The sequence below is a fragment of the Hyphomonas atlantica corrig. genome, from assembly GCF_017795365.1.
Classification (GTDB): Bacteria; Pseudomonadota; Alphaproteobacteria; order Caulobacterales; family Hyphomonadaceae; genus Hyphomonas; species Hyphomonas atlantica.
In genome coordinates this window covers 1,288,055-1,310,699 of record NZ_CP051254.1, presented here as the reverse complement: position 1 = coordinate 1,310,699, position 22,645 = coordinate 1,288,055, and the positions used below count along the sequence as shown (strand labels likewise).

The window sequence follows — 22,645 nt, the reverse complement described above, 5'->3', positions numbered from 1 at the left end:
CCGATGGAAGGGAAGAACCTCATCCAGCATGCGCTCCAATATGTCCTGCGAGACCTTGAGACGCGCGATTTTTCGGCAGGCAGTCTGAAGGGATGAACCTCGTTCCCGTTGGCACCCGCTCGCTCGAACCCGAATGCGAAAAGCCGCCCGATGCCAGGCATCGGACGGCTCGCACATTGCCGGAGGGGAGGAGACGAACCTCAGGCAGCGGCGTTTTCGCAAGGCTCCGCTTCGGGCTGGGACGTGTCGTCCTGCTCACCCTCGAACAGGCCTGCAACACGTTCCCATGCTTCGGCTGTTGCGCACCCTGCACCCTCCACAAGGCGAGTTGGCGGCAACTGCATCCAGCCGGGACGCCAGCCGGGATTGGGCTCGCAATCCACACCCTCGATCCGGTTCTTGATCAGCGCCTTCTGGACCTTGCCGCTCTCCTTGGCGACGCTGTCCGCCACGCTCGGGGACTCGATGTCCGCGACCATCGCATTGATTGCTCGTTTGTCGCGCAGGAGGTCGAAGAACGCGGTATCCGGCGACCAGTAGCGGCCGAGATCGGTTCCACAGACGTGCAGGACTGCCTCGACCACTGGCCCGCCCGCCTCCAGCGCTTCGGCCATCGTCAGCGCCAGCACCTGCATCACTTCTTCGTCCGACATGGCAAGCAGGGCGGAGAAGGTTGCGCAGAGCGAATAGGCATCACCGTTCGCGCGCGGGCGCATCGCGCCGAGTGCGCTGAACAGGGCGTCTATCTGTTCCGACGCAGCATCGATTTCTGCCCGTGCAACTGAGCCCGCTACGCTCTCATGCGTCTCGTTCTTCCGCGCGCCACATATATGCAGACGGACGTTCCAGAGCGAGGAGCCTGTGATCGCATGGGCGACCATCAGGCGAAGGGCAATGGCGGGTGCCGCGAGCAGGCTGGCGGCAGCGGCACCGTGCCGGTGGAGGCCAACATAGTCCGCCATAGGGCCGGACATTTCGGGTTTGATGCCGGTTGGTGGCAGCGTCCCTTCATCTATGTTCTGGCGCTTGGCGCGGCGCGCCTCGGAGGCTTTGAGCCAGCCCTCATGGAAACTCACCGTGCCGTCATGACGCTGCTCCACATAGACCTTGCCGCCTTTCTTCTTGGTGGTCTGGACATAGTCCCAGCGCTGGAAATATGCCCCGCGCTCAAGGCAGATGACGTCGGCCCAGCCACGGGCCAGGTATTGCTCGATCCGCGCTGACACTTCTTCTGCCTGAGCCTTCCAGAACGCCTCAGCATCCGCAAAGACAGCGCGTTCCCCGAACAGGTCGGAGGTCACTGCGCCCTCATAGCGTTCAAGGTCGAACAGGGCTTTGTCGGTTGTGATCGTAGAGCCGCCCGTTACCCATGCCTTGCAGGCGCGGCCGAACGGTGCTCGCTCGGTTTCGCTGTTCCAGAGTTTCAGCCATTCGGCCTGCTGGGCAGGCGTTGCCAGCGTCAGGGCGCGTATCGTTTCGCGGTCGATTTCATCCTCGGCGTAGAGTTTGCGGATCGGTGCGGAGAGGCCCGCAAGGGCGAGGACACGGCGCACCAGAAGCTCGGTCACGCCAAAGAAGGTTGCGATGTCAGCCGGTGGCTTGCCCTCATCCGCGAGCTTTTTGAACGCAACATACTGTTCCATCTCGGTGGCAGGCAGGCGGGCGACGTTTTCGATGATCGAAGCTTCGATGGCGGAGGCGGCATCTTCCTCGCTCATCACGGCGCAGGGCACGAGCGGATTGGTGCCAGTTTCCTTGGCGATTTCGAGCAGGGCGAAGTAGCGGCGGCGGCCCGCGATGACGCCGAAGCCATCGCCTTCGCGGCGGACGAGCAGCGTCTGGCGGATGCCTTTCTCGCGGATGGACGGCAGGATGTTGGACACGTCTGGCTTCTTTCGTCCGTGCCGCATGTTGAGCTTCGACACACTGATCTGGTCGAGTGGGATATGGGTGAGGTCGGGCTGTGCCATGGGGGTCTCCTTTTCTGGCGGGTAAAGGGAGAGGCCCAGCGCCCATGCCGGGCCGCTCCAGTGAATGTCAGAATAGGGAAAGCCTTCGCGGTCGAAGGCGGGGGCCGGGTCTGTCCGGCCCCAGTCATAGTCGCGGATGGCAATGCGCGGCGCGCGGCCCGCGACCCAGATTTCGACGACGCGGTCGTCCTCGACGACCAGCGTCATCTGAGGTCGCGGACCCAGAATGCGCTCGCTCTCCGAGAGGGCGCGGCTCATGCCCGCGCCTCGCCTGCCGGGGCCGCGCGCAGGCGCGCCAGAACGGCGCGGGCGGTGTCCAAGGCCTCCGGCAGAAGTTCGTCTGCCACTTCGGTCAGATTGGCATTATCCGATCCCGGATAGTTCGCCTCAACGCCCCAGAGGCTGGCGGCATTGTCGGCAAGCGTGACGCCTTCCAGCGCGACGGAGAGAACGATCCCGCAATAGAACCAGTCGCCCTTGCGCCATGCCTCCATGACGGCTTCGGCCTCAGCCTGCGCCTTGGCGAACCGCTTGCGAAAACCATTGCCGGGACCGATGAACCCCGGAGCGTCCTTGTAGAGCGATGGCCAGAATCCGTCCTGGCGTTGGTCGGGTGCTTTCGGGCAATCGTCAGGCACGATCCGGGCCATGACAGTGAACTCATCTACCGTGCAGGCAATGGTGTCGCCCGGGCAGACGAAAGCGGCAAAGCGTTCGGTAAAGGTCATGTTCGCCCCTCACCGCGTCCAGAAGATGTGGACTTCATCGAAGCCCGTTTGGAAGACGAGGATCTCGCCATTAAGGACCATGTCGCGGGCAAGGGCCTGCCAGTCGATATAGTATTCGAGGGAGGACGGGATTTCGGTGCCGGACTCGCGGGTCAGTTCCTCGGCAAAGTCGGCGGTTGAGCAGTATTCGCCCGCATAGTCTTCGTAAGCCGCCACGGCCGCGTCGAGGTTGTTGCCGAAATAGTTATAGACCTTCGCGCCAAGGCGTCCGTGCTCTCCGATGAACTCGGCCAGCGCACACACGGTCTCGAAGGAAGCGTATTCCGACAGGCTCGCGCCTTCGAAGCCTTCATAGTGTCGGGTAACAGGTCGGCGTTGCCGCCGACCCGTCCCCTCAGAACCGTGCTTGCAAGTTTCCCCGCACACGGCTCAAGCAAGTCCCTGTTGTGCCGCGCGGCGGCAGTCGGCGTGGACAAGTCGCAGGTTCCGGTAGGAACCGTTCGTCCTGTCCCCATCCACATGAGACATGCGGATGGTTTCGCCATTGTAGAGGCTCTCGCGGCAGGTCGGGCACGTGTGCCGTTGCCGCTGCGCAACCTTCTGCCAACTGCGCGTGAGGTCAGTCCCTCCCATCCGGCGGGTCCGGTTTCGCCAGTAGTCGGCGAGAGACGGATCGTCGGGAGAGTTGCGGTGCTTCACCATCGTCCAGCGCACGATTTTGATCGCGGCTGGATGGATCATGAACGCACCAGACTGCTTGTCCATAAAGGTGTAGCTGAAGTTCGGGCAGTTATAGTGCCGCCCGAAGTATTTCCGCATCCACCAGTGTTTCAGCTTCCTCGCATGGGCACGGTGGCACCAGCGACGTTGCCGGACATGGACATAGTGTTCGATCCCCGAGAAGATTTTCCCGGCGACACTGTAGCGGTAGTAATTGCACCATCCACGTATCACCGGATTGGCAGCTGCAAGCAGCTGCCCCTGATCCGAACCGACATGGGCGCGGAACAGGTCCCTGAGCTTCTTCCTGAACGCTTTGACGGCGTCCTTGGAAGGTTTGATCAGGGTCTTCGTGCCAGCGGCGCGGTCTGCCACCTTGTAGGAACGGACATTGAAGCCGAGGAAGTCGAAGCCTTCCCGTATGTGCCGGATGCTGGTCTTCTCCTCGGAGAGGTAAAGACCGCGCCCGGCGAGAAAGGCCGCAACCCGTGTCCTGGCCTCAAGCGCTTGCGTCTCGGTGTGGCAGATGACGACGAAGTCATCAGCATACCGCACAAAGACAGGGCAGTGAGGTTTCACGTATGAGGCGCTCGTGCCTCCGCGATACTCAATGCCCAGCGCTTCTTCCATTCCATGCAGGGCGATGTTCGCAAGTAGGGGACTGATGACCCCGCCTTGCGGTGTGCCCTGCTCGGTGGCGTGGAACACGCCATCTTCCACATAGCCTGCCTTCAGCCAACGGCGGATCATTCCCCTTGCGGGGAAGTTGCCGATGGCCTCCATCAGGGCGTCGTGGTCGATATTGTCGAAGCAGCCTTTGATATCGGCATCAAGAACCCAGACCCGTTTGGACCCGGATTTCGTTGCCAGATATATCCGCTCGATGGCGTCATGGACGCTACGACCGGGCCGGAACCCGTAGCTTGTCCCCTCGAACTGCGCTTCCCAACAGGGCTCAAGTGCATTGAGCACAATGGCCTGCTGGCACCGGTCGATGAGGGACGGGATTCCGAGCGGCCGCTTCTTACCGCTCGCTTTAGGGATATACACCCTCCGGGCTGGAAGCGGCTCCCATGCCTTGAGGTTCCCCAGCTGGTTCGCAAGGTCGGCCCGCTCGGTCGGCGTCAGTGCGGTTCGCGCATCGACACCGGGAGAGGCTTTCCCGCGATTGATCTGGCTGACCCTTCGGATGGAAACGAGCAGGTTCGCCCGGCTGCGCAGCATCAGCTTTTGCAACGAGCGAACCGTCTTCCAGTCCCGCATTTCAGTCGCCCGATAGATTCTCCGGCGCAGCGTCCTGACGGTTCGATAGGCGGCAGGCCAGTCAATGGTCTGCCATTGAACAGTTCCGCCGCTTACGATCAGGCCTTGCGGCCCGTCCATCTTTTCACGAACGGTTCGGTTGCTGTTCCATGAGATTACGGGGGACTCACCAGTCATCTGTCAGCACCCTTTCAGGTTGGGCATGGCCCTATCCGCCGGGTTATGTATTCCCCGTGCCTTTCGGCTGGCGGCATTTGCTTCTGATAACTTCCTACACCCGCTGAGGAGTTGGGCGGCTCTTGCGAGCCGCTTACCGAATGCTGTTGCCAGCGACCGGACCTCATCGGGGTTACTCAGTTCCGCATCTGTGAGATGCGACCGGGTTAGGTGCCTGCTATACGCCGGGGAATATCGACCTTCCGACTGAGGGATCCACGTGCCCCCAGCCCATTCCCTTGCTCCCCGTAAAAGCCACTTCCGGGGGACTGATGGGTAACGACGCATCAACACAGATTCACTTTCGTTCACCATACCGGTCTTCTCCTTGGGCGGTTCACCGGCGTGTGGCTGCCAGCTCCCCGCTCGTTTCCGGAGGCTTCGCACCAGCCGGTTACCCAGCTCGCACGCTCCGGCTAGAAATGGTCGAGAAGGCTCGACCAGAGGCATCCCTGCCTCACTCAACAGATGCGACTTTCTGGTCGCACCATGGATCGCCCATTCCTCGGCGCCGGGCAGCGGCGAGTCCGCCAGCATGGCGCGGACTTGCGTTCTGATCTCATCCGGCGTCGTCGCATCGATCCAGCGGCCATGCAGGCAGCCATTATTGTAGGCCGCAAGGCACGCCACGTAGATGCGGGGGATGTCTTCAGGCGGGGGTGCGGTAGCAGTTCCAAGGGGCGCAGGGGTTGCGGGTTCGCAGGGCATGTCGGGTCTCCTTCTCTGCCGCGTCCTGCCCGCGACAGGCGGGGGTGGGCGGCGGAAAAGGCCGGCAGGCCGGGCGGACAAGCGGGACGCGCAAGGCGGAAAGGTAGGAAATATTCAGACGAAAGAGACGATCCACCACCGGCGCCTTGCGCGGGCTGCGCGCCCGGCCAGACGTGCCGTCCGCCCACACCCGGCTGCCCGGAGGCACGCACGCACAAGGAGACTAGCGTATGCGCAGGCTCAGGCACCCCTCCCCTCGCTGGAAACGACTGCAGGCCGGCGCGGGAGACCTATATTGGAAAGACTAGTGCAACAGCGCTTCCAGCAAGTGCCCAATTTCGCGATGTCGATCGGGATTGTCGCGCTTCAGAGTTTCGATGTTCTGCAGTTTCCAGGTGATGGCCGGGAAATTCCCAGCAGCGGGTCTTCCGATGAGTGAGAGATCAGGTGCTGCGTCGTGCAGTCCGCGAAGGTAGGTCGCAGCGGTTCCCGTCAACCGGGATTGAAGATCGGCAATCAGCCAAGCCCTCGCCTCTTCAAGCGCTGCCAACTCCATCATCTCGGCTGTCATACCCGCAAATTCGCGTGCGAATGGCTCTTCCAGGTTCCTCAAGTTTGGAGACAGTAATTCGTGCATGGGTCGCGGCGAGCAGGACAGGTATATCAGGAAGGCCGAAAAGAGATCGTCGCTGATGCCGTCACCTTCCTTGAGAAGCAGGATGTCGAACAGATCCCGCGGGTGCTGCCGATCCAGTGCGGCGACGAGCTTGCCGGCATAGACTTCCTCAAATGCAGCAAGATTCGCTTCCGCAAATCCGAATCGATCCTCGACAGTTTCGCTGACCGGCTTCAGCCCCGGAGCGACGAGCAGCCCCCGCATATTGGGATTGACTTCAATCTTTATACTGATGTTATCCAGCGTCACAATCATCCGGGTTTCGAGATTCCCTCCACCCTGGGCGCGGAGACATTGAGCCCCTGCAATTCTTCGTTCAATTGCACCGGCAATTCGACCCAGAGCTTCATCGATTTCCTGATGACTCTCAGCCCGCGGCCTGATCGGCACATAGACAAGATCGATGTCGACCGAAAGGCGCGGCATGTCCCTGTAGAAGAGATTGATCGCTGTTCCGCCTTTCAGAGCGAAACAGGCTTCTTCAGCCACTAGCGGCAAGACACGGACCAACAGGCCTACCTGCCCTTCATAAGTGGCCCTGTCGGTCATTGAGTGCCCTGTTCCATCAGTTCAGATGGCACGGTGATATGATAGCGAGGGTCAAGAGTACCGCCGGAAACGATGGATCGTTTGCCGTGCCCGAAGTCTACCTTGGTTTCATCAAGATACTTGAGCCAGCCATGCTGGTGCCGGCGCGCGAAGAAGAAGAAGAGACGCGCCGTCTTTTTGCTTTTGCAGAACTCCAGCAGCGATTGCATCCTGCGCGGACGAAGCGAACTCAAGCCTTCAAAGACAAGATCGACCTGATGGAAGCTGTCTCCATCCGGAAGGGTTTCGAGCAATTCAAGCACGGCGCGCTCAAGGGTCGAGATCAGGATTGCCTGGCCGGGGCGTCCCCATTCGAATGCTTCGACGTCGAGAGACGCTCCACCTGCTTTCTGGGCTGCTCTATAGGCGAGGCAAACAGCTTCTATGTTTCCTGATCCAAAGAGTCTGTCGGGCCGGCGAGCTTCAAATCTGACATTCAGTCCCGGAAGTTTTGTCAGCCATGCCGGCAAGGGCGTGTCGGCATGAAGTGTTATGGTCCTCTCGCCGCTGAATTCCAGATAGTGACTATAACCCTTGAGTTCGAGCGCCGTGCGTCCGCCCACCAGGATGTCCTTCGACATCAGGGTTTGAAGGGAATAGACCACGGATTGCCAGGTAAGCTTGCTACCCGGACGCATGAAAACGCTTCGTACCGGCGAAGACAGCCAATTGGAGTGCAGATACTTTGTGCGGAGGTTGGACGCATACCCCCGCTCTTCCAGAGTCGCAGCATCCACAACAGCATCGTCTGGCAACCAATTCAGTAGTTGGTTTAATTTTTTAGCATTTTGATCACTCATGGTGAGTGAAATTGCATTTTTTCAAACTTTTGTCAAGTTTGAAAAAATGCCAGAGAAGTCACCCAAGGTGAATATTCAATATAATTTTCAAACCAACAAAAATGCTAACTCTCAAAAGGTCAATCGACTGGATTAAGCAGCCGTCAGATAAGGACCCAATCCTCCACCAAGCAATTCCACAAGGTATCCGCCATCGCGAAGCCCTTCAGCCTTGCTCACCAGATATTTCACGGCATCCCGCATAGATCCGCGATCGTCAGCCCATTCGGACTCAACGGCTTCCTTGCCATAAAGAACGGTGGCTATCTCCCGCCGGCTCATGCCAAGCTCCAGGCAGTCCAGAGCGATCAGCCCGTCCCGCAGGATCTGCGTCCGCTTGGTCCAGAGCGGTGTCTGGCTCTCAAAATCATTCCCGTAAATATCGAACGCGTCCCGCTGGGCCTTCAGCTTCCGCTCATAGGCCTCCATGTCCGAGATGGTGAGTTTCAGGCGGACCTGTTCCATGCCGAGAAGGGAGAGGCCTGTGCAGCGTACCTGAACGACGCAGCCATTGCCCCGCAGGAGCAGGAACTCACGCCCATGCCGGTCGGTCAGATGCGTGATCCTGCAGTATGGCACCGTCCGGTCCCAGATGCTGCACCGCTCCTCCTCGCCCCGGGGCCCGCAATAGACCTCGACCTGGTCCGGATGGGCGGCCCGGCTCCAGAACACATCCGCCTCAAGGCCCGTCTGATCCGGATCCGCCATCATCAGCAGTCCCCAGCGCTGGGCCAGCGTCTGCGGAACACGCGGCCGCAAGAGACGGATTGGCGCACAGGGCGCCTCCCGCTCGGAGACATCTTCCGTACTGCAACAGGCGGCATCAAACCGAAAGACCGGATTGCGCCGGAGATATTCCCAGGCCCAGCGATCGGCTGACAACCGCCAGAGATAATCATAGCGCTTCAACACGCCATCAGACTTCAAAGGATAGGCCTTCATCTGCGCCTCCCATACCCAACTGCGCTCATGCAAGGCCAATGCCAATTTCTACCTTTGATTTATTTAAATACGCCTAAAAGCCCCCAATCCACGTCTCCCATCATGCGCATGAGCCAATACAGGCTTTACTCCCCCAGCAGTCACGATAAGATCCAATAAGTAGAAAACCTTACTCAGCGACCTGAATAGCCTTGCCCCGCGCCCTCGCCGATCTTCCTCCTGAAAAACAAGCCGAGCTCGTCCACATCCGCGAGATCGTCCAGGAAGAGCTGCAGGCAAAAATCGCCTCCAGCCGCAAGGCCCGCACCAAGCGGTTCCGCATCCTCGACCTCATCCACTACACCCCGCCCTGCCCGTCACGCCCGAAACACGGAGACAAGGAAGACGCCCTCCTCCTCATCATCGTCAGTCACCGCGCCCTCGCAGACATGAGCGCCTTCTGGGAGGAAGTTGAAGACAGGCTCATTAGAGATCCGGTTGGAAGCCAACACGTCCATTGCCTCATTCACTCTGCTTCGGATGTGAGGCTCTCATCCAATGAGGTTTCTTCATTGCTTGCTGAGGTTCTGCGAAATGGGGTGCGCGTCACCAATGAGCCAAACGCTGAAAATCCGTGGCGGTTGAGTCCAAAAACCTTAGCGCGAGGTTGGGCTGAAACAGTCCCTCTCCATCGTGCGCGAGAAATCTACCGAATCGAAAAGCTAGCTGCAGAGCAGTATCGGCTGATCGGAGATCAAGGTATCGACGCAGGCCTCCAGTGGCACGCAAATTCCGCGTTCCAGCTCAACCAGGCAGCTGAATGCGCCTATCGTATGTATTTCTTGACTATATCTGGATACCTGCCCGCAACGCATCAACTTCGCCGTATGCGACACCTCGCAAGAACTCTCGACAACCGCCTTGAAGGAGCATGGCAACCGCTGTCGAGCGAGGGAGAGCACTATTTCGACCTCCTGTGCCGCGCCTATATCGAGGCGCGCTATTCCCTCACCTACCGAACATCGGAACAAGCCCTCCGCTGGCAAGCAGATCGGATCGCCAAACTCATCGAGATCGCTGATACTCTTTGTCTCGAACGATTGAGCGAACTGGGCGCCGATGACCCGGTGCCAGAGGTTTGCCAGCCCCCGCAAACTCTGGTCTGAAAACCCAAGACCAACAGAAGGCACGGCCGCTCGTGAAGGACACGCTCGATCACCTCAACCTCCAGAAGCAGAAGGAGGTCGCCTATATCCGCAAGGTCATCCTTGAGGAGCTGTCCGCACGCCTTCGCGCTTCCAAGTCAGAGCGGACGGCAAACTACCGCATCCTGAAACTGGTCCTCTATGGCAGCTTTGCTCGCGGTACCTGGTTCGACGACCGCAATTCCGGCCGAGCTTCAGACTATGACTTCCTCGTCATCGTGTCTCACAAAGCCCTCACTGACATGTCCAGCTTCTGGGCTGGTGTCGAAGACCGGATCTATCGCGATCCGAAGATCCAGAAAGACGTCTCCCTGATCGTCCACACGCTCCGCGAAGTGAATGCTGCCCTGAGAGAAGGGCAATACTTCTTCTCTGAAATTCTCAATCAAGGAGTGTTGCTGTACGACTCTGATGACGACCCCAAACTATCCAAAGCTGGATACAAGAGATCCATCATAGCGCGCCCCGGCAAGCCTAACCCTCAGCGTACATACGAGCTTGCATCCGAATACAAAGCATATTGGGTCAGATCAGCATCGCAATTCCTTACAGTTGGAAGGGAAAGTATTGATCGTGGACCTGACTGGACACGGCTATCCGCCTTCCAACTCCACCAGGCCGCAGAAGCCATCTACCGAATGGTCCTCCTGACAGTCACCCTGTATGCCCCTGCAACCCACCACCTCGGCAAGCTGCGCCAGCGCTGCGAAGCGATCGACCCGCGGCTCGCCGAAGCCTGGGCGCCGGAGCGAAAGCCTTACAAACGCTATTTCGAACTGCTCCGCCGCGCCTATGTCGAAGCCCGATACTCGCCCGCCTACGAGACAACCCCTGAAATCCTGAAATGGCAGGCCGAGCGGATTGCAAAGCTTCTCCAAATCGCCGACGCATCCTGCAGAGAACGCCTGTCCAAGCTCGAAGTCGAAGCAAAGGCTTACAAGTCAGACCGGAAATCCAGCGCGCAGAAATCGTAAGACCCGCCGCAGGCACCAGTCCCTCAGGCTCCCCCACCCTTCCCAATCCCGCCATCCTGCGTTACGCCCCGAACCGGGTGGGCCGGCGCAGCAATAAGGTCTCCTGATCGAAACCTGCGCCCCGTTGCTCATGCTTCGCGGTTTTCCGACGGCCCACCTATTTTCTCCCAATGGTTGCCAACCGCATCGCGCCCCCATAAGCTCCCATGCAGCGTCTTCTCCTGAAGAGGCTCGGGGCGTCGGAAACCCCGGCAGAGCATGAGCCATTCGACCGCGCCTTTTGCGCGTACTGTTTCCATGCGCCCGCCGGATTTCTCCGAAGCCGCTCCTGGCCTCCTTCCCGGGTGGGCGCACAGGGCGTCGGAAACCCTGATGAAGCATGAGCCAAAAGCCTGCGCGCCAGCGCGGGCCATCGCGTCCGTGCGCCCATCTTTCCGGCCCCTCGAACCAGAGATGAGGACGTCAGATGGACACAGCAGACCCGCACCCGACACCCACGCCGCCGGACACCCCTTGTCCGGGTCCGCCGATCGGGCTGGCCTTCCGGCCGCAGGGCCTCGGCCCGGCTGCGCACAACTCCAGAACGCGATCGGCACCGCGTGAAGGATCGGCCGTCCTCAGCCGGCTATTCCGCGAGCAATATGCCCCGCTCCTTCGCTTCTGCCGCATGCGCATCCGGCAGTCTGCCGACGCAGAGGACATCGTACAGGAAGCCTTCCTGGCGGTCGCTCGCGCCTATCCCGACAAGAGCGAGGCGGACCTGAAACCCCTCCTCTTCACCGCTGTCCGCAATCTTTCGACCAATTATCTGAAGTCCGGCCGGTATCGCGCGTCCCGGCAGACCGCCGACATCACCGAAGCTGCGGGCCGGCTCCCCTGCCCCCGCACGCCGACACCTGAGCAGCTCACCGCGTCCCGCCAGCAGCTTGAGGCGGTCGACCAGGCGATCACCAGACTGCCCCAGCGCGCCCGGACGGCGCTGCTGCTGCACCGGCAGGAGGGCATGACCTATCAGGAAGTCGCCGACAGGCTTGAAGTGTCCCCGACGACGGTCAAGACCGACATTGCCGGAGCGATTGCGGTCATCGCCGGTGTTCTCGTTCGGGCAGAGGCGCCAATTGTCAGGACGGTCAGTCCTTCCCGGCCATCGCCTTCAGCACGCGGGCCATCTGGATGAGCGCGTCCGCTGATTGCGCACGATCCACCCATATCCGGCATTTGCGCCGGGCGGTTTCCAGCGCATCGGGCTTCTTGCCTTTCTGACGCCCTGTGCCGTCGAAGAGATCTTCGATGCTGACGTTCAGCGCTTCGGTGAGGTCGACAATCATCGATGCGCTGACGCGGTTCTGGCCGGTTTCGTATTTCTGAAGCTGCTGGTGGGTCACATTCAGTCTCTCAGCCAGTTCGGCGAGCGTCATGTGCATATCCTTGCGGCGTGCGCGGATGTTCTGGCCAACGCGCTTGTCCACTTCGGTGGTCGCCCTCGATCGCCCGCCGCGTCCTGGCGGTTGCTTCTGCACCATGTCCTGAGCTCCTTCTGCGAACCGCGTTGTGCACACAAGTTGAAAACAAGGATAGAGGCCGGATCCCCGAATATTCTGCGAGGCGCAAGCTCACCGTTCCGTCGGAGGGCATCGCCCCGATCGGGTCTGACAGGCGCGACCGGCATTTTCCGCACGCGATTTCACGACAATCTTCGGCGCGCGGCGTCCTGCCCAGGTTAGCGCCATTCTCCCCCGGCTCATTTTACCGAATTCAGTAAAATACCCGGTCCGAAGCTGCTTCGCGGGGTCGGTTTTACCGTTTTCAGTAAAATTCCCTTCTTCACTAGATGCCGGCGCTCGGTCGTAAGCGCGCCCATTGCCGGGTTCGGCCGCGCCCCTGACCAGCGCTCAAATTGCAATACACATCCCTATATTGCCCGTGCTTGCCCGCTTTGGCCCGCCTTCCAACTCGTCCCGCACGCCTGATCCTGAAACACTCCTGACTGACCAGACAGGAAGGCGTGCGGCTTATGGCACTTGGCGAACACACAGAGGAAACTGACAGCCGCCGGAACGCCATGCTGCGAACGGCTTTCTGTCCGGTCGTCCGCGAAGCCCTGGATCGGGACGATACGATCGAGATCATGGCCAACCCGGATGGCTCTGTCTGGATCGAGCGCCATGGTATCGGCCTTGAGCGCTCCGAGCACACGCTTACCCCTGGCGACCGCGAACGCGTCATCCGGCTTGTTGCGTCGGGCGTCCAGGAACCCGTCAGCCGCGACGCGCCGATTGTCTCGGCCGAACTGCCAGGCAGCGGCGAAAGGTTCGAGGGCCTGCTCCCGCCGGTTTCGACCGCCCCCTGCTTTTCGATCCGGAAGCCTGCACGCGTGGTTTCAAGTCTCGACACCTATGTCGGCCGCGACGCGCTCTCGCCCACCCTTGCGCTCGGCCTGAGAGCCGCGATTGAGGCGCGCGAGAACATCGTCATCGCTGGCGGTACGTCGTCCGGCAAGACGACCTTCGCCAATGCGCTCCTCGCCGAACCCGCCCTGCACGATGATCGCATCATCCTCCTCGAAGACACGCGCGAGCTCGACTGCGCGGCCCCGAACTCCGTCCGTCTCCGGACGAGGCCCGGCAAAGTCAGCCTGCAACAGCTTGTCCGCTCGACCCTGCGTCTCAGGCCCGACCGGATCATCGTCGGCGAGGTCCGGGGCGCGGAAGCCCTCGACCTTCTCAAGGCCTGGAACACGGGCCATCCGGGCGGGATCACGACGCTGCATGCAAATTCGGCAACCGGCGCACTCCGCCGCCTCGAACAGCTGACGCTCGAAGCGGCGCGTCAGATCCCGTTCGATCTGATCGTCGAGGCTGTCAACATCGTCGTCTTCATGAGTCGCCGGAATGGCGTGCGCCGCGTCGAGGATGCGATCCGCATCACCGGCTTCGATGGCGAGGGCTATGTCACCGAGCCGCTCGCCCCCCGCTCCCTTTCCCTCGTCAGCCAAGGAGATCCGACATGACGCTCTATACGCAAATCCAGGCCGTGAACCGCGGCCTGCAGGCCGGCGCCTGCCTCGCACTCGCCGCCCTGATCGCAGCGCCCGCCCACGCGGCCGGCACAGGCATGCCCTGGGAGGGACCGCTCGACCAGATCCTGCAATCGATCGAAGGCCCGGTCGCCCGCATCGTCGCCGTGATCATCATCACCCTCACGGGGCTCACGCTCGCTTTCGGCGAGACAAGCGGCGGGTTCCGTAAGCTGATCCAGATCGTGTTCGGCCTGTCGATCGCGTTTGCCGCGACGAGCTTCTTCCTCACCTTCTTCTCCTTCGGCGGCGGGGCGCTGATCTGACATGGCCGAGGGTTATGAAATCCCCCTGCACCGCTCGCTGGCCGAGCCGATCCTGATGGCAGGCGCGCCCCGCTCGGCTGCCATCGCGATCGGGACGCTGGCCGCAGCGCTCGCCCTCGGGCTCCAGCTCTGGATCCCAGGCCTCGTCCTCTGGGTCGTGGGGCATTCGGCGGCCGTCTTCATGGCGCGAAGCGATCCGGATTTCATGAGTGTCGCAATCCGCTCCACACGCCATCGGGAACATCTTTCATGCTGAACCTCAAAGAGTATTCCGAAACCCCGCGTCTCCTGGCCGACTACCTCCCCTGGGCCTGCCTTGTGGCACCGGGCGTCGTCCTCAACAAGGATGGCAGCTTCCAGACCACGTTTCGCTATCGCGGCCCGGACCTCGAAAGTTCGACCGAAGAAGAACTCGTCTCGGTCATGGCGCGGGTCAACAATGTGCTGCGCCGGTTCGGATCCGGCTGGGCGCTCTTCTTCGAAGCCCAGCGCGAGGAAATCCATGACTATCCGGAGTGCGGCTTTCCGGACGCGGCCTCCTGGCTCATCGATCAGGAGCGTGCGCTGCAGGCAGAAGAGACCGGTGCCCGTTATGAAAGCCACTACTACCTGACACTGCTGTGGCTTCCCTCAGCCGACACGACCGGCCGGGCCGAAAAGGTCCTGATCGAACGGGTGGAGACGGAGGATGCTGAGACATGGCGCCAGCGCCTCGAAACGTTCGAACAACACACTGCACGGGTCTTCGACCTTCTGGCGACCTGCCTCGCTGAAATCCATCACCTCGGCGACGACGAGACGCTGACCTATCTCCACTCGACCATTTCGACCAAACGCCATCCTGTAGCGACACCGGAACTTCCAGTCTTCCTTGATGCCATACTGGCCGATGAGCCCTTCGCCGGCGGCCTCGAACCCATGATCGGAGAAGCACACCTCCGGACCCTGACGATCCTGGGCTTTCCGGCCTCTACGCTGCCCGGCATTCTCGACGAGCTGAACCGGCAGGGATTCTCATACCGCTGGTGCACCCGCTTCATCGCCATGGACAAGGTCGAAGCCGAGAAGGTTCTCGGCAAGAAGCGCCGCCACTGGTTCGCCAAGCGCAAATCCATCGGGGCGGTCCTGCGCGAGACCATGTTCAACGAACAGGCGGCGCTCCTCGATACGGATGCCGACAACAAGGCAAGCGATGCGGATGCGGCCCTGCAGGAACTCGGCGCCGACCTCGTCTCCTATGGCTATGTCACGACAACTATCAGTGTCTGCGATCCCGACCGCCGCCTCGTCGAGGAACACCTCCGGATAGCCGAGCGGATCATCAATTGCCGCGGGTTCACGGCGATCCGGGAGACGCTCAATGCCGTCGAGGCCTGGCTCGGCTCCCTTCCCGGCCATGCCTATGCCAATGTCCGTCAGCCCGTCCTGCATACATTGAACCTCGCCCACATGGTGCCGCTGTCCGCCGTCTGGGCAGGCGAAGCAGAAATCCAACACCTCGATGCCCCGGCGCTCATCCAGGCGCAGACTGGCGGCACCACACCGTTCCGGCTCAACCTCCATGTCGGCGATGTCGGCCATACGCTGGTGGTCGGTCCGACCGGCGCCGGCAAATCAGTCCTTCTGTCCCTCATCGCCCTGCAATGGCAGCGCTATGAAGCTGGCCAAGTCTTTATCTTCGACAAGGGCCGCTCTGCCCGCGCCGCAACCCTCTGCATGGGTGGCGCCCATATCGACCTTGGCAGTTCGGATGCGCCGAGCCTCCAGCCGCTAAGGGACATCGATACCGATGCGGGCGCAAGCTTCGCCGCCGACTGGCTGGCTGGACTCTGCAGCCATGAAGGCGTCGCCATGACACCGGACCTAAAGGCCCGTCTATGGGAGGGGATTCAGGCACTCGCCACGGCACCGGAAGCCGAACGCACCCTGACCGGCCTCTGCCTGATGCTACAGGACGAGGCCCTCAAATCCGCCCTCCATCCCTTCACCCTGGAAGGCCCGCACGGCCAGCTCCTCGATGGCGATCATGAAACGCTGACGCTCGCGGATGCGGTCTGTTTCGAAATGGAAGAGCTGATGCATCGGAAAGGCGCGGCCTTGCCTGTGCTCACCTATCTCTTCCACCAGCTCGAAGCCCGGTTCGATGGACGTCCGACCCTCCTCATTCTCGATGAAGCCTGGCTCTTCCTCGACGATCCGGCATTTGCGGCACGAATCCGCGAGTGGCTGAAGACCCTCAGGAAGAAGAATGTCAGCGTCATCTTCGCCACACAATCGCTGGCCGACATCGCGAACAGTTCGATCGCGCCAGCCCTGATCGAATCCTGCCCGACACGGATCTTCCTTCCGAATGAGCGCGCACAGGAACCGCAATCGAAAGAAACCTATCAGCGCTTCGGCCTCAATGCCCGCCAGATCGAACTGATCAGCCAGGCAACGCCGAAGCGCGATTATTACTACCAGTCGCCGCTTGGCTGCCGCGTGTTTGAACTGGGTCTCGGCCCCATCGCGCTCGCCTTCTGCGGTGCAAGTTCCCAGCAGGACCAGGACACGCTCGACCGGGTCTGGGCTGAGACCGAAGGCGACGGCTTCGCTGAGACCTGGCTTCACGAAAAAGGTCTTCCCTGGGCCGGCGACCTTCTGGGCCGCTGGCCGGGAGACAAGAGGCCACCCCTCCCGCCCGCCCTTCCCGCTCATGCAATCGCCGCCGAATAGGAACCGCCCGATGAAACGCGCCCTCTCCGGTCTTGCCGGCCTCCTCGTCCCGCTCGCAGCGGTGCCGCTGACGGTCTTGATGCCCCCACCTGCACATGCTCAGCTCACCGTCTATGACCCGGCAAACCATGTCCAGAACGTGCTGCAGGCGGTCCGCGCGCTTCAGCAGATCGACCAGCAGATCGAGCAGCTCACCCATGAGATCGAGATGCTGGAGAACATGGCCCGCAATCTCGAAACCCTGCCCGTCAATGTCGCCGAAGCAATCATTCTCGACCGCATCCACCGGATCGAGGAATTGATGCGCAAGGCCGAAGGCATCGGCTATGGCGTCGATGAGGTCGAGCGCGAATACGAGACCGCCTACCCCGAATCCTACGGAGACGAGCCGCCGCCGCAGGCCGTGCTTGTTGAAGACGCGCGTGCCCGCTGGCGCCAGTCGCGGACAGCCTATCGCGACACGCTGACGACGGTCGCGGCCGCCCTCGAAGACAATCAGACAGATGCGACCGCGATCGCGGGACTGATCGAGCAGAGCCAAGGCGCCGCCGGCAATCTCCAGGTCCTGCAGGCCGGTAACCAGATCGAGGCGATGCAGACTGAACAGCTCATCCAGATGGAGAGCATGATGGCCTCCTACTACCGCGCCGAAGCGCTCGAACGTGCCCGGGAACTCGCCGAGGCCGAGCGCGGCCGGGCCCGGACGAAAGCCTTTCTCGGAAACTGAGCCGCCCCATGGACGTGATCGACACATTTCTTGCGACCTTCATCGCCTATATCGATAGCGGGTTCGGCCTGCTGACAGGTGATGTCGCTTACCTCTCGACCACGCTTATTGCCATCGACATCACGCTGGCTGGCCTCTTCTGGGCACTCGGCCAGAACACGGACGTGATCTCCGGTCTCCTGAAGAAGGTCCTCTATGTCGGCTTCTTCGCCTTTATCATCGGCAATTTCGCGCTGCTCGCCGACATTGTCTTTGCGAGCTTTGCTGATCTCGGCCTGACCGCCAGCGGGTCGGGCATGACTGCTGAAGACCTCCTGCGTCCGGGCTTCATTGCCGGCGTTGGCCTCGAAGCCGCAAAGCCCCTGCTTGAAGAGATCAGCGAATTGGTCGGCCCGATCGCCTTCTTCCATAACTTCATCATGATTGGGGTCATGTTCATCGCCTGGGCGGTGATCATGATCGCTTTCTTCGTGCTGGCCGTACAGCTGTTCATCACGATCCTGGAGTTCAAGCTGACGACGCTTGCCGGGTTCGTGCTCGTGCCCTTCGCGCTCTGGAACAAGACCTCCTTCCTCGCGGAACGCGTGCTCGGAAATGTCATCACGTCCGGCGTCAAGCTGATGGTCCTCGCCGTCATCATCGGCATCGGCTCGACGCTGTTCGGCTCCATCACCGGCGCGTTCCGGACCGGCGACGATATCACGCTTGCTCAGGTCATGGGCACGGTGCTCGCGGCGCTCGTCTTCTTCTGGATGGGCATCTTCGGCCCCGGCATTGCCAGCGGCCTCATCACGGGCGCCCCGCAACTTGGCGCAGGGTCTGCCGCAGGCGCCGCCATGGGGGTCGCGGCCGGGACCTATGCGGCAGGCATGGGCGCACGCGCAGCCGCTGGCGGCGTCTCCACCGCCGTCAAGGCCGGCGCATCCATGGCGGGCGCCGCCCGCACCTCCTACACGATGGGTGCCGTCGCGTCTGGCGGGGCCGGTCCCGCAGGCATTGCCGCCGGACTTGCCGGTGTCGCGCGCGCCGGCGGCGACGCAATTCGCCGGACCGTCGCCCGGCCTGCCAGTGCCTTCCGGGATGCCTACCGGCGCGGCAGCGAAAGTGCCTGGCGCGCGACCGGCGGTACCACGACTGGCAGTAGCCAATCCCCCCATACATCGACCGCGCAGAGCCCCGGCTGGGCCCGTCGAATGGAACGTGGCCAGCGCATGAGCCATGCCGGCCAGATCGCCGCCCATTCGCTGCGCGATGGCGACCGGGGCTCCGGCGGCGCTGCACCAAGCCTTCAGGACAAGGATGATTAGAGAATGACTTTCAAGCGAACAGCAGCACATTATGGAACGAGCCCGTTCCCGGAGACCCCTTATCAGAAGGCGGGGCAGGTCTGGGACGAGCGGATAGGGTCAGCGCGTGTCCAGGCGAAGAACTGGCGGCTGATGGCCCTCGGCTGCCTGACCTTAAGCTTCGCAACTTCCGGCGCGCTCGTATGGCGGAGCCTGCAATCCAGCGTCACGCCCTATATTGTCGAAGTCGATGAGACCGGCGCTGCCCGCGCGGTTGCCCCGGCGACGGAACGGTACACGCCGACAGACGCCCAGATCGCGCATCATCTTGCAAATTTCATCTGTCATGTGCGGGGCCTCAGCGTGGACCCGGTTGTGGTGCGCGAAAACTGGCTCTCAGCCTATGACTTCGTCACCGCGGTGGCAGCGACTACACTCAATGAGTATGCAAAGACGAATGACCCGTTCGCCGACATAGGCCGCAAGTCCCGCACCGTCGATGTCGTCAGTGTGGTGCGCGTCTCGGAGGACAGTTTCCAGGCCCGCTGGATCGAGAAGACCTATGAAAATGGCGCGCTGGTAAGAGCTGAGCGCTATACCGGCCTCTTCTCCCTCATCACCCAGCCCCCGAAAGATGCCGCGACGCTCCGCGCCAATCCCCTCGGTTTGTACGTCCACAGCCTCAATTGGGGTCAGGACCTTGTCACAGGAGACACCCAATGATCCGCAATCTGCTCGCAAGTTCCGGGCTTGCCCTCATCGCCGCCTGCGCGACAACACCGGCGGACCTTGAGCCTCTGGACCCGGCGGCATTCCAGGTCGCCTTCCCCGTCGAGGAGGAGATCGATCACCCGGTCAGGATCGTGGAAACAGCCGTCCCGCTGCCCCTGCCCGGACAGATGAAGGCCGTTGCCTCATCCACACCAGAACCTCAGGTCTCCCCGGAAGAGGCCATCAAGGAAGGTCGCGAACACGCCCTGATCGAACCCTCCGTCGATGGCTATGTGAATGCGATCCAGGTCTATCCCTATACGGAAGGAGCGCTTTACCGCCTTTATGCCAGCCCTGGTCGGGTCAGCGATATCGGCCTGCAGCCCGGCGAGACACTCGTTTCGGTCTCGGCGGGTGACACGGTCCGCTGGGTTGTCGGCGATACGACATCTGGCTCCGGCGCAAATGCCCGCGCCCATGTGCTGGTCAAGCCGATCAGCGCGGGCATCCGCACCAATCTGATGATCGCCACCGACCGGCGGACCTATCATCTCGAACTCGAAAGCACGGATGGCAGCTATATGGCCGCCCTTTCCTGGCGCTACCCGGCCGATGAGCTTGCGGGCCTCACAGCACGTAATGTGCAGGCCATCGCACGGCAGAGTGGGTCCATCGAACAGGGCCTGACGCTGGAAGGGCTCAATTTCGACTACCGGATGACCGGCGATAATCCGGACTGGAAGCCGGTCCGGGTGTTCGATGACGGAAGGCAGGTCTTCATCCAGATGCCGGCCTCGATCGCCACCACCGACATGCCGCCGCTCTTCGTGCTCGGCGAGACGGGCCATGCTGAACTCGTGAACTATCGCGTCCGTGGCAACTACTATGTCGTCGACCGCCTGTTCCGGGCTGCCGAACTGCGTCTCGGCCAGAAGGACCAGACCGTGGTGCGGATTTCCCGGGTCGAACGCCGGACGGGCCTTGCCGCCCTCTTCGGGGGCTGAGCCATGTCAGAACCCATTCCCTTTGACGAACATGCTGAGCGGCTGAAAATCCGCTCTGCGCCCCGGCCGGTTACGCGGATCAACCGCAAGGTCCTGATCGTGGGTGCGTGCCTTGGCGCGCTTGGCCTGTTCGCCGCCGCGAGCATCGCGCTCGCCCCTCCGAAGGCCATCGAACCTAGCGAACAACGCGAACTCTACAACACCACGAACACAAGGAAACCCGAAGGCTTTTCCACCCTGCCGGCCAGCTATGACGCCGTGCCAAAGCTCGGCCCGCCGCTCTCCGGCGATCTCGGCGCGACGATCCTGTCAGCCGAAAGAGACCTAGGCATCGAACCGGAATATGCCGACCGGTTCGAAGATGACTTCCGGCCCAATCCGGCAGATGAAGCCGCGCGGGCGAGACGCATGCGCGAAGCAGCGCTCGCCGAAGACGCTGCCCGTGCACCTGTCTTCTTCAAGCTTCAGTCCGAATCCGCCGCCCTGCCCGCAGGAAAGCCCCCTTCCCGCGATCTCGCGGGCGATCTTCAATCCGAACTCCTTGCCCTTGCCACGACGCCGGCAGCAACACCATCCGCTTTTGCTCAACCGGCCGACACCAACTTGCAGGACCGCAAATTGGCCTTTGCGAATGATGGCGGCGGATCCAACATTTACAATCCGCACCGTATCGAAGATCCACTCTCTCCCTATCAGGTCATGGCGGGCACACTGATCCCCGCCTCGCTTGTAACAGGCATCAACAGCGACCTGCCCGGCACCATCATCGCGCAGGTGACCCAACCCGTCTATGATACGGTGAAGGGGCAGTACCTACTCATACCGCAAGGTGCGCGCCTGATCGGCCGCTATCAGTCGGAAGTCTCGTTCGGACAGGACCGGGCACTCGTCGTCTGGGACCGGATCATCTTCCCCGATGGGTCCTCGATACAAATCTCGGAGCCCGGAGCGGATGGCGAGGGCTATGCAGGCCTTTCCGACCGGACAGATCATCACTGGGACCGCGTATTTGCCGCCGCAGGGCTCGCGACCATCCTCGGGATCGGCGCCGAACTCGGGCCTTCGAGTGAGGATGACGACATTGTCAGGGCAATCCGCCGTGGGACGACCGACACGGTGAACCAGGCTGGCCAGCGCGTTGTCGATCGCAGTCTCGGGATCCAGCCGACAATCCGCATCCGGCCCGGCTGGCCCGTGCGGGTGGTGGTCACGCGCGATCTGATCCTGAGGCCTCAATGACCATGACCAAGATGACAGCGACAATGTCCCTCAAACTTGAACGGCTCCCCGATCGCACGCCCGTTCGCATGACCGTCGCGTTCAATCCGGATCTGGCTGCAGCCCTCGCGGACTATGCCGCGATCTATCAAAAAGCTTATGGCGAGGAGGAAAAACCTGAAACGCTGATCCCCGCCATGCTCGAAATGTTCCTGGCGTCGGACGCCGGGTTCAAGCGGGCCCGCAAGGCCCTCCCCGCCAACGCCAGAAACGGAGACTGACCCCATGGCACAAATCGGCGCGTTCACCCTGAAGGATGGCAAATACACCGGCACCATCCGCACCATGACCATCAATGTCAGAGCACAACTTGTCCCGAACAAGACGAAAGCCAACGACGATGCCCCGGATTACCGGCTCTATGCGGGAGGGGCGGAGCTTGGCGCTGCCTGGCGTCAGGACTCGAAGGATGGCGAAACGCCCTATCTCGCCGTGAAGCTGGATGACCCGAGCTTCGCCGCCCCTATGCGGGCCGCCTTCTTCGAGAATGCTGAGGAAGGCACCGGCGTGATGGTTTGGAACCGGGCGAAGGCCAGCTGACAAACTCCATGAGCCTGACGCTGGAGCAAACTGAGGAGGGGCGGAGGATTGCCGCGTTGGTCGTCCGCCATTGCGGTGGGAAGTACTTTCCCCTCTTCGATCGCTTCGACCGGGAGGTTCAGCAACGCCGGTCGAATTGCGATCGTATTGAGGCCGCGCTTGGAGGACCTTCTGGTTCCGCTACAAAGGCCGAAGCACGAACTCATGCCTGAGGACCGCATGGACCGGCCGGCA

At 61.6% G+C, this 22,645-nt stretch carries 23 protein-coding genes; 14 read left to right on the top strand and 9 right to left on the bottom strand.

Annotated elements, in window-relative coordinates; all coding sequences use genetic code 11:
* Positions 1-200: 200 nt before the first annotated feature.
* The 8 genes from HF931_RS06555 to HF931_RS06520 all read right to left on the bottom strand — a co-directional run bounded on the left by HF931_RS06555 (position 201) and on the right by HF931_RS06520 (position 8,650).
* Positions 201-2,228: a ParB/RepB/Spo0J family partition protein gene (locus HF931_RS06555; protein WP_273242583.1), complete on the bottom strand. Its 2,028-nt coding sequence runs from the start codon at positions 2,226-2,228 to the stop codon at positions 201-203.
* Positions 2,225-2,698 carry a hypothetical protein gene (locus HF931_RS06550; protein WP_273242581.1) on the bottom strand — a complete coding sequence of 158 codons (474 nt, stop codon included), beginning with the start codon at positions 2,696-2,698 and terminating at the stop codon, positions 2,225-2,227. The genes HF931_RS06555 and HF931_RS06550 overlap by 4 nt, the downstream gene beginning before the upstream one ends.
* A gap of 9 nt (positions 2,699-2,707) precedes the next feature.
* Positions 2,708-3,124 (bottom strand): antirestriction protein ArdA, encoded by a 417-nt coding sequence (locus HF931_RS06545; RefSeq protein ID WP_273242579.1) that lies wholly within the window; start codon positions 3,122-3,124, stop codon positions 2,708-2,710.
* A 3-nt stretch (positions 3,125-3,127) separates the two neighbouring features.
* Positions 3,128-4,858, bottom strand: coding sequence for a group II intron reverse transcriptase/maturase (gene ltrA, locus HF931_RS06540; protein WP_273239838.1), 1,731 nt, complete (start codon positions 4,856-4,858; stop codon positions 3,128-3,130).
* A 3-nt stretch (positions 4,859-4,861) separates the two neighbouring features.
* A complete protein-coding gene (locus HF931_RS06535) occupies positions 4,862-5,605 on the bottom strand; it encodes an antirestriction protein ArdA (protein WP_273242577.1) in 744 nt (247 codons plus the stop codon).
* Positions 5,606-5,909: 304 nt separating this feature from the next.
* Positions 5,910-6,830 carry a nucleotidyl transferase AbiEii/AbiGii toxin family protein gene (locus HF931_RS06530; RefSeq protein WP_112062496.1) on the bottom strand — a complete coding sequence of 307 codons (921 nt, stop codon included), beginning with the start codon at positions 6,828-6,830 and terminating at the stop codon, positions 5,910-5,912.
* Positions 6,827-7,669 carry a type IV toxin-antitoxin system AbiEi family antitoxin domain-containing protein gene (locus HF931_RS06525; protein WP_112062495.1) on the bottom strand — a complete coding sequence of 281 codons (843 nt, stop codon included), beginning with the start codon at positions 7,667-7,669 and terminating at the stop codon, positions 6,827-6,829. Before HF931_RS06525 ends, HF931_RS06530 begins: the two co-directional genes overlap by 4 nt.
* A gap of 132 nt (positions 7,670-7,801) precedes the next feature.
* Positions 7,802-8,650, bottom strand: coding sequence for a DNA -binding domain-containing protein (locus HF931_RS06520; RefSeq protein WP_112062494.1), 849 nt, complete (start codon positions 8,648-8,650; stop codon positions 7,802-7,804).
* A gap of 191 nt (positions 8,651-8,841) precedes the next feature.
* On the opposite strand from HF931_RS06520, the gene HF931_RS06515 reads away from it, so the two are divergent.
* From HF931_RS06515 to HF931_RS06505, 3 genes are all read left to right on the top strand, one after another.
* Positions 8,842-9,795, top strand: a complete 954-nt coding sequence (locus HF931_RS06515; protein ID WP_112062493.1) for a HEPN domain-containing protein — start codon at positions 8,842-8,844, stop codon at positions 9,793-9,795.
* A gap of 32 nt (positions 9,796-9,827) precedes the next feature.
* Complete coding sequence (locus tag HF931_RS06510) at positions 9,828-10,808, top strand: HEPN domain-containing protein (protein WP_146739724.1); 981 nt, start codon at positions 9,828-9,830, stop codon at positions 10,806-10,808.
* A gap of 466 nt (positions 10,809-11,274) precedes the next feature.
* A complete protein-coding gene (locus tag HF931_RS06505; RefSeq protein ID WP_112062490.1) occupies positions 11,275-11,985 on the top strand; it encodes an RNA polymerase sigma factor in 711 nt (236 codons plus the stop codon).
* On the opposite strand, the gene HF931_RS06500 is transcribed toward HF931_RS06505, so the two are convergent.
* Positions 11,939-12,331 (bottom strand): helix-turn-helix domain-containing protein, encoded by a 393-nt coding sequence (locus tag HF931_RS06500; RefSeq protein WP_112062489.1) that lies wholly within the window; start codon positions 12,329-12,331, stop codon positions 11,939-11,941. The genes HF931_RS06505 and HF931_RS06500 overlap by 47 nt on opposite strands.
* A gap of 491 nt (positions 12,332-12,822) precedes the next feature.
* Here HF931_RS06500 and trbB point away from each other — a divergent pair, with 491 nt between their 5' ends.
* The 11 genes from trbB to HF931_RS06445 are packed head-to-tail and all read left to right on the top strand — an operon-like array spanning position 12,823 to position 22,411.
* Entirely contained in the window at positions 12,823-13,818 is a 996-nt protein-coding gene (trbB, locus tag HF931_RS06495) for a P-type conjugative transfer ATPase TrbB (RefSeq protein WP_233346345.1), read from the top strand.
* Positions 13,815-14,150 carry a TrbC/VirB2 family type IV secretion system protein gene (locus HF931_RS06490; protein WP_273242569.1) on the top strand — a complete coding sequence of 112 codons (336 nt, stop codon included), beginning with the start codon at positions 13,815-13,817 and terminating at the stop codon, positions 14,148-14,150. Before trbB ends, HF931_RS06490 begins: the two co-directional genes overlap by 4 nt.
* 1 nt (position 14,151) lies before the next feature.
* Positions 14,152-14,406, top strand: coding sequence for a VirB3 family type IV secretion system protein (locus HF931_RS06485; protein WP_112062589.1), 255 nt, complete (start codon positions 14,152-14,154; stop codon positions 14,404-14,406).
* Positions 14,400-16,865: a conjugal transfer protein TrbE gene (trbE, locus tag HF931_RS06480; protein ID WP_273242566.1), complete on the top strand. Its 2,466-nt coding sequence runs from the start codon at positions 14,400-14,402 to the stop codon at positions 16,863-16,865. The genes HF931_RS06485 and trbE overlap by 7 nt, the downstream gene beginning before the upstream one ends.
* A 10-nt stretch (positions 16,866-16,875) precedes the next feature.
* Positions 16,876-17,592 (top strand): P-type conjugative transfer protein TrbJ, encoded by a 717-nt coding sequence (trbJ, locus tag HF931_RS06475; protein WP_112062642.1) that lies wholly within the window; start codon positions 16,876-16,878, stop codon positions 17,590-17,592.
* Positions 17,593-17,600: 8 nt separating this feature from the next.
* Complete coding sequence (trbL, locus tag HF931_RS06470; RefSeq protein WP_273242562.1) at positions 17,601-18,899, top strand: P-type conjugative transfer protein TrbL; 1,299 nt, start codon at positions 17,601-17,603, stop codon at positions 18,897-18,899.
* A gap of 3 nt (positions 18,900-18,902) precedes the next feature.
* Entirely contained in the window at positions 18,903-19,601 is a 699-nt protein-coding gene (trbF, locus tag HF931_RS06465; protein ID WP_273242560.1) for a conjugal transfer protein TrbF, read from the top strand.
* Positions 19,598-20,593: a P-type conjugative transfer protein TrbG gene (gene trbG, locus HF931_RS06460; protein WP_112062373.1), complete on the top strand. Its 996-nt coding sequence runs from the start codon at positions 19,598-19,600 to the stop codon at positions 20,591-20,593. The genes trbF and trbG overlap by 4 nt, the downstream gene beginning before the upstream one ends.
* Before the next feature lie 3 nt (positions 20,594-20,596).
* On the top strand, positions 20,597-21,832 hold the full coding sequence (locus HF931_RS06455) for a TraB/TrbI/VirB10 family type IV secretion system protein (protein ID WP_112062374.1): 1,236 nt from the start codon (positions 20,597-20,599) through the stop codon (positions 21,830-21,832).
* Positions 21,829-22,092 carry a DUF2274 domain-containing protein gene (locus tag HF931_RS06450; protein ID WP_273242557.1) on the top strand — a complete coding sequence of 88 codons (264 nt, stop codon included), beginning with the start codon at positions 21,829-21,831 and terminating at the stop codon, positions 22,090-22,092. The genes HF931_RS06455 and HF931_RS06450 overlap by 4 nt, the downstream gene beginning before the upstream one ends.
* A gap of 4 nt (positions 22,093-22,096) precedes the next feature.
* On the top strand, positions 22,097-22,411 hold the full coding sequence (locus HF931_RS06445; RefSeq protein ID WP_112062375.1) for a DUF736 domain-containing protein: 315 nt from the start codon (positions 22,097-22,099) through the stop codon (positions 22,409-22,411).
* The last annotated feature ends 234 nt before the right edge of the window (positions 22,412-22,645 follow it).

Bases quoted from the DNA above. Each gene is read 5' to 3' on its own strand.
- HF931_RS06555 (WP_273242583.1), bottom strand. From the start codon at position 2,228: ATGAGCCGCGCCCTCTCGGAGAGCGAGCGCATTCTGGGTCCGCGACCT.
- HF931_RS06550 (WP_273242581.1), bottom strand. From the start codon at position 2,698: ATGACCTTTACCGAACGCTTTGCCGCTTTCGTCTGCCCGGGCGACACC.
- ltrA (WP_273239838.1), bottom strand. From the start codon at position 4,858: ATGACTGGTGAGTCCCCCGTAATCTCATGGAACAGCAACCGAACCGTT.
- HF931_RS06535 (WP_273242577.1), bottom strand. From the start codon at position 5,605: ATGCCCTGCGAACCCGCAACCCCTGCGCCCCTTGGAACTGCTACCGCA.
- HF931_RS06530 (WP_112062496.1), bottom strand. From the start codon at position 6,830: ATGACCGACAGGGCCACTTATGAAGGGCAGGTAGGCCTGTTGGTCCGT.
- HF931_RS06525 (WP_112062495.1), bottom strand. From the start codon at position 7,669: ATGAGTGATCAAAATGCTAAAAAATTAAACCAACTACTGAATTGGTTG.
- HF931_RS06520 (WP_112062494.1), bottom strand. From the start codon at position 8,650: ATGAAGGCCTATCCTTTGAAGTCTGATGGCGTGTTGAAGCGCTATGAT.
- HF931_RS06505 (WP_112062490.1), top strand. From the start codon at position 11,275: ATGGACACAGCAGACCCGCACCCGACACCCACGCCGCCGGACACCCCT.
- HF931_RS06500 (WP_112062489.1), bottom strand. From the start codon at position 12,331: ATGGTGCAGAAGCAACCGCCAGGACGCGGCGGGCGATCGAGGGCGACC.
- trbB (WP_233346345.1), top strand. From the start codon at position 12,823: ATGGCACTTGGCGAACACACAGAGGAAACTGACAGCCGCCGGAACGCC.
- HF931_RS06490 (WP_273242569.1), top strand. From the start codon at position 13,815: ATGACGCTCTATACGCAAATCCAGGCCGTGAACCGCGGCCTGCAGGCC.
- HF931_RS06485 (WP_112062589.1), top strand. From the start codon at position 14,152: ATGGCCGAGGGTTATGAAATCCCCCTGCACCGCTCGCTGGCCGAGCCG.
- trbE (WP_273242566.1), top strand. From the start codon at position 14,400: ATGCTGAACCTCAAAGAGTATTCCGAAACCCCGCGTCTCCTGGCCGAC.
- trbJ (WP_112062642.1), top strand. From the start codon at position 16,876: ATGAAACGCGCCCTCTCCGGTCTTGCCGGCCTCCTCGTCCCGCTCGCA.
- trbL (WP_273242562.1), top strand. From the start codon at position 17,601: ATGGACGTGATCGACACATTTCTTGCGACCTTCATCGCCTATATCGAT.
- trbF (WP_273242560.1), top strand. From the start codon at position 18,903: ATGACTTTCAAGCGAACAGCAGCACATTATGGAACGAGCCCGTTCCCG.
- trbG (WP_112062373.1), top strand. From the start codon at position 19,598: ATGATCCGCAATCTGCTCGCAAGTTCCGGGCTTGCCCTCATCGCCGCC.
- HF931_RS06455 (WP_112062374.1), top strand. From the start codon at position 20,597: ATGTCAGAACCCATTCCCTTTGACGAACATGCTGAGCGGCTGAAAATC.
- HF931_RS06450 (WP_273242557.1), top strand. From the start codon at position 21,829: ATGACCATGACCAAGATGACAGCGACAATGTCCCTCAAACTTGAACGG.
- HF931_RS06445 (WP_112062375.1), top strand. From the start codon at position 22,097: ATGGCACAAATCGGCGCGTTCACCCTGAAGGATGGCAAATACACCGGC.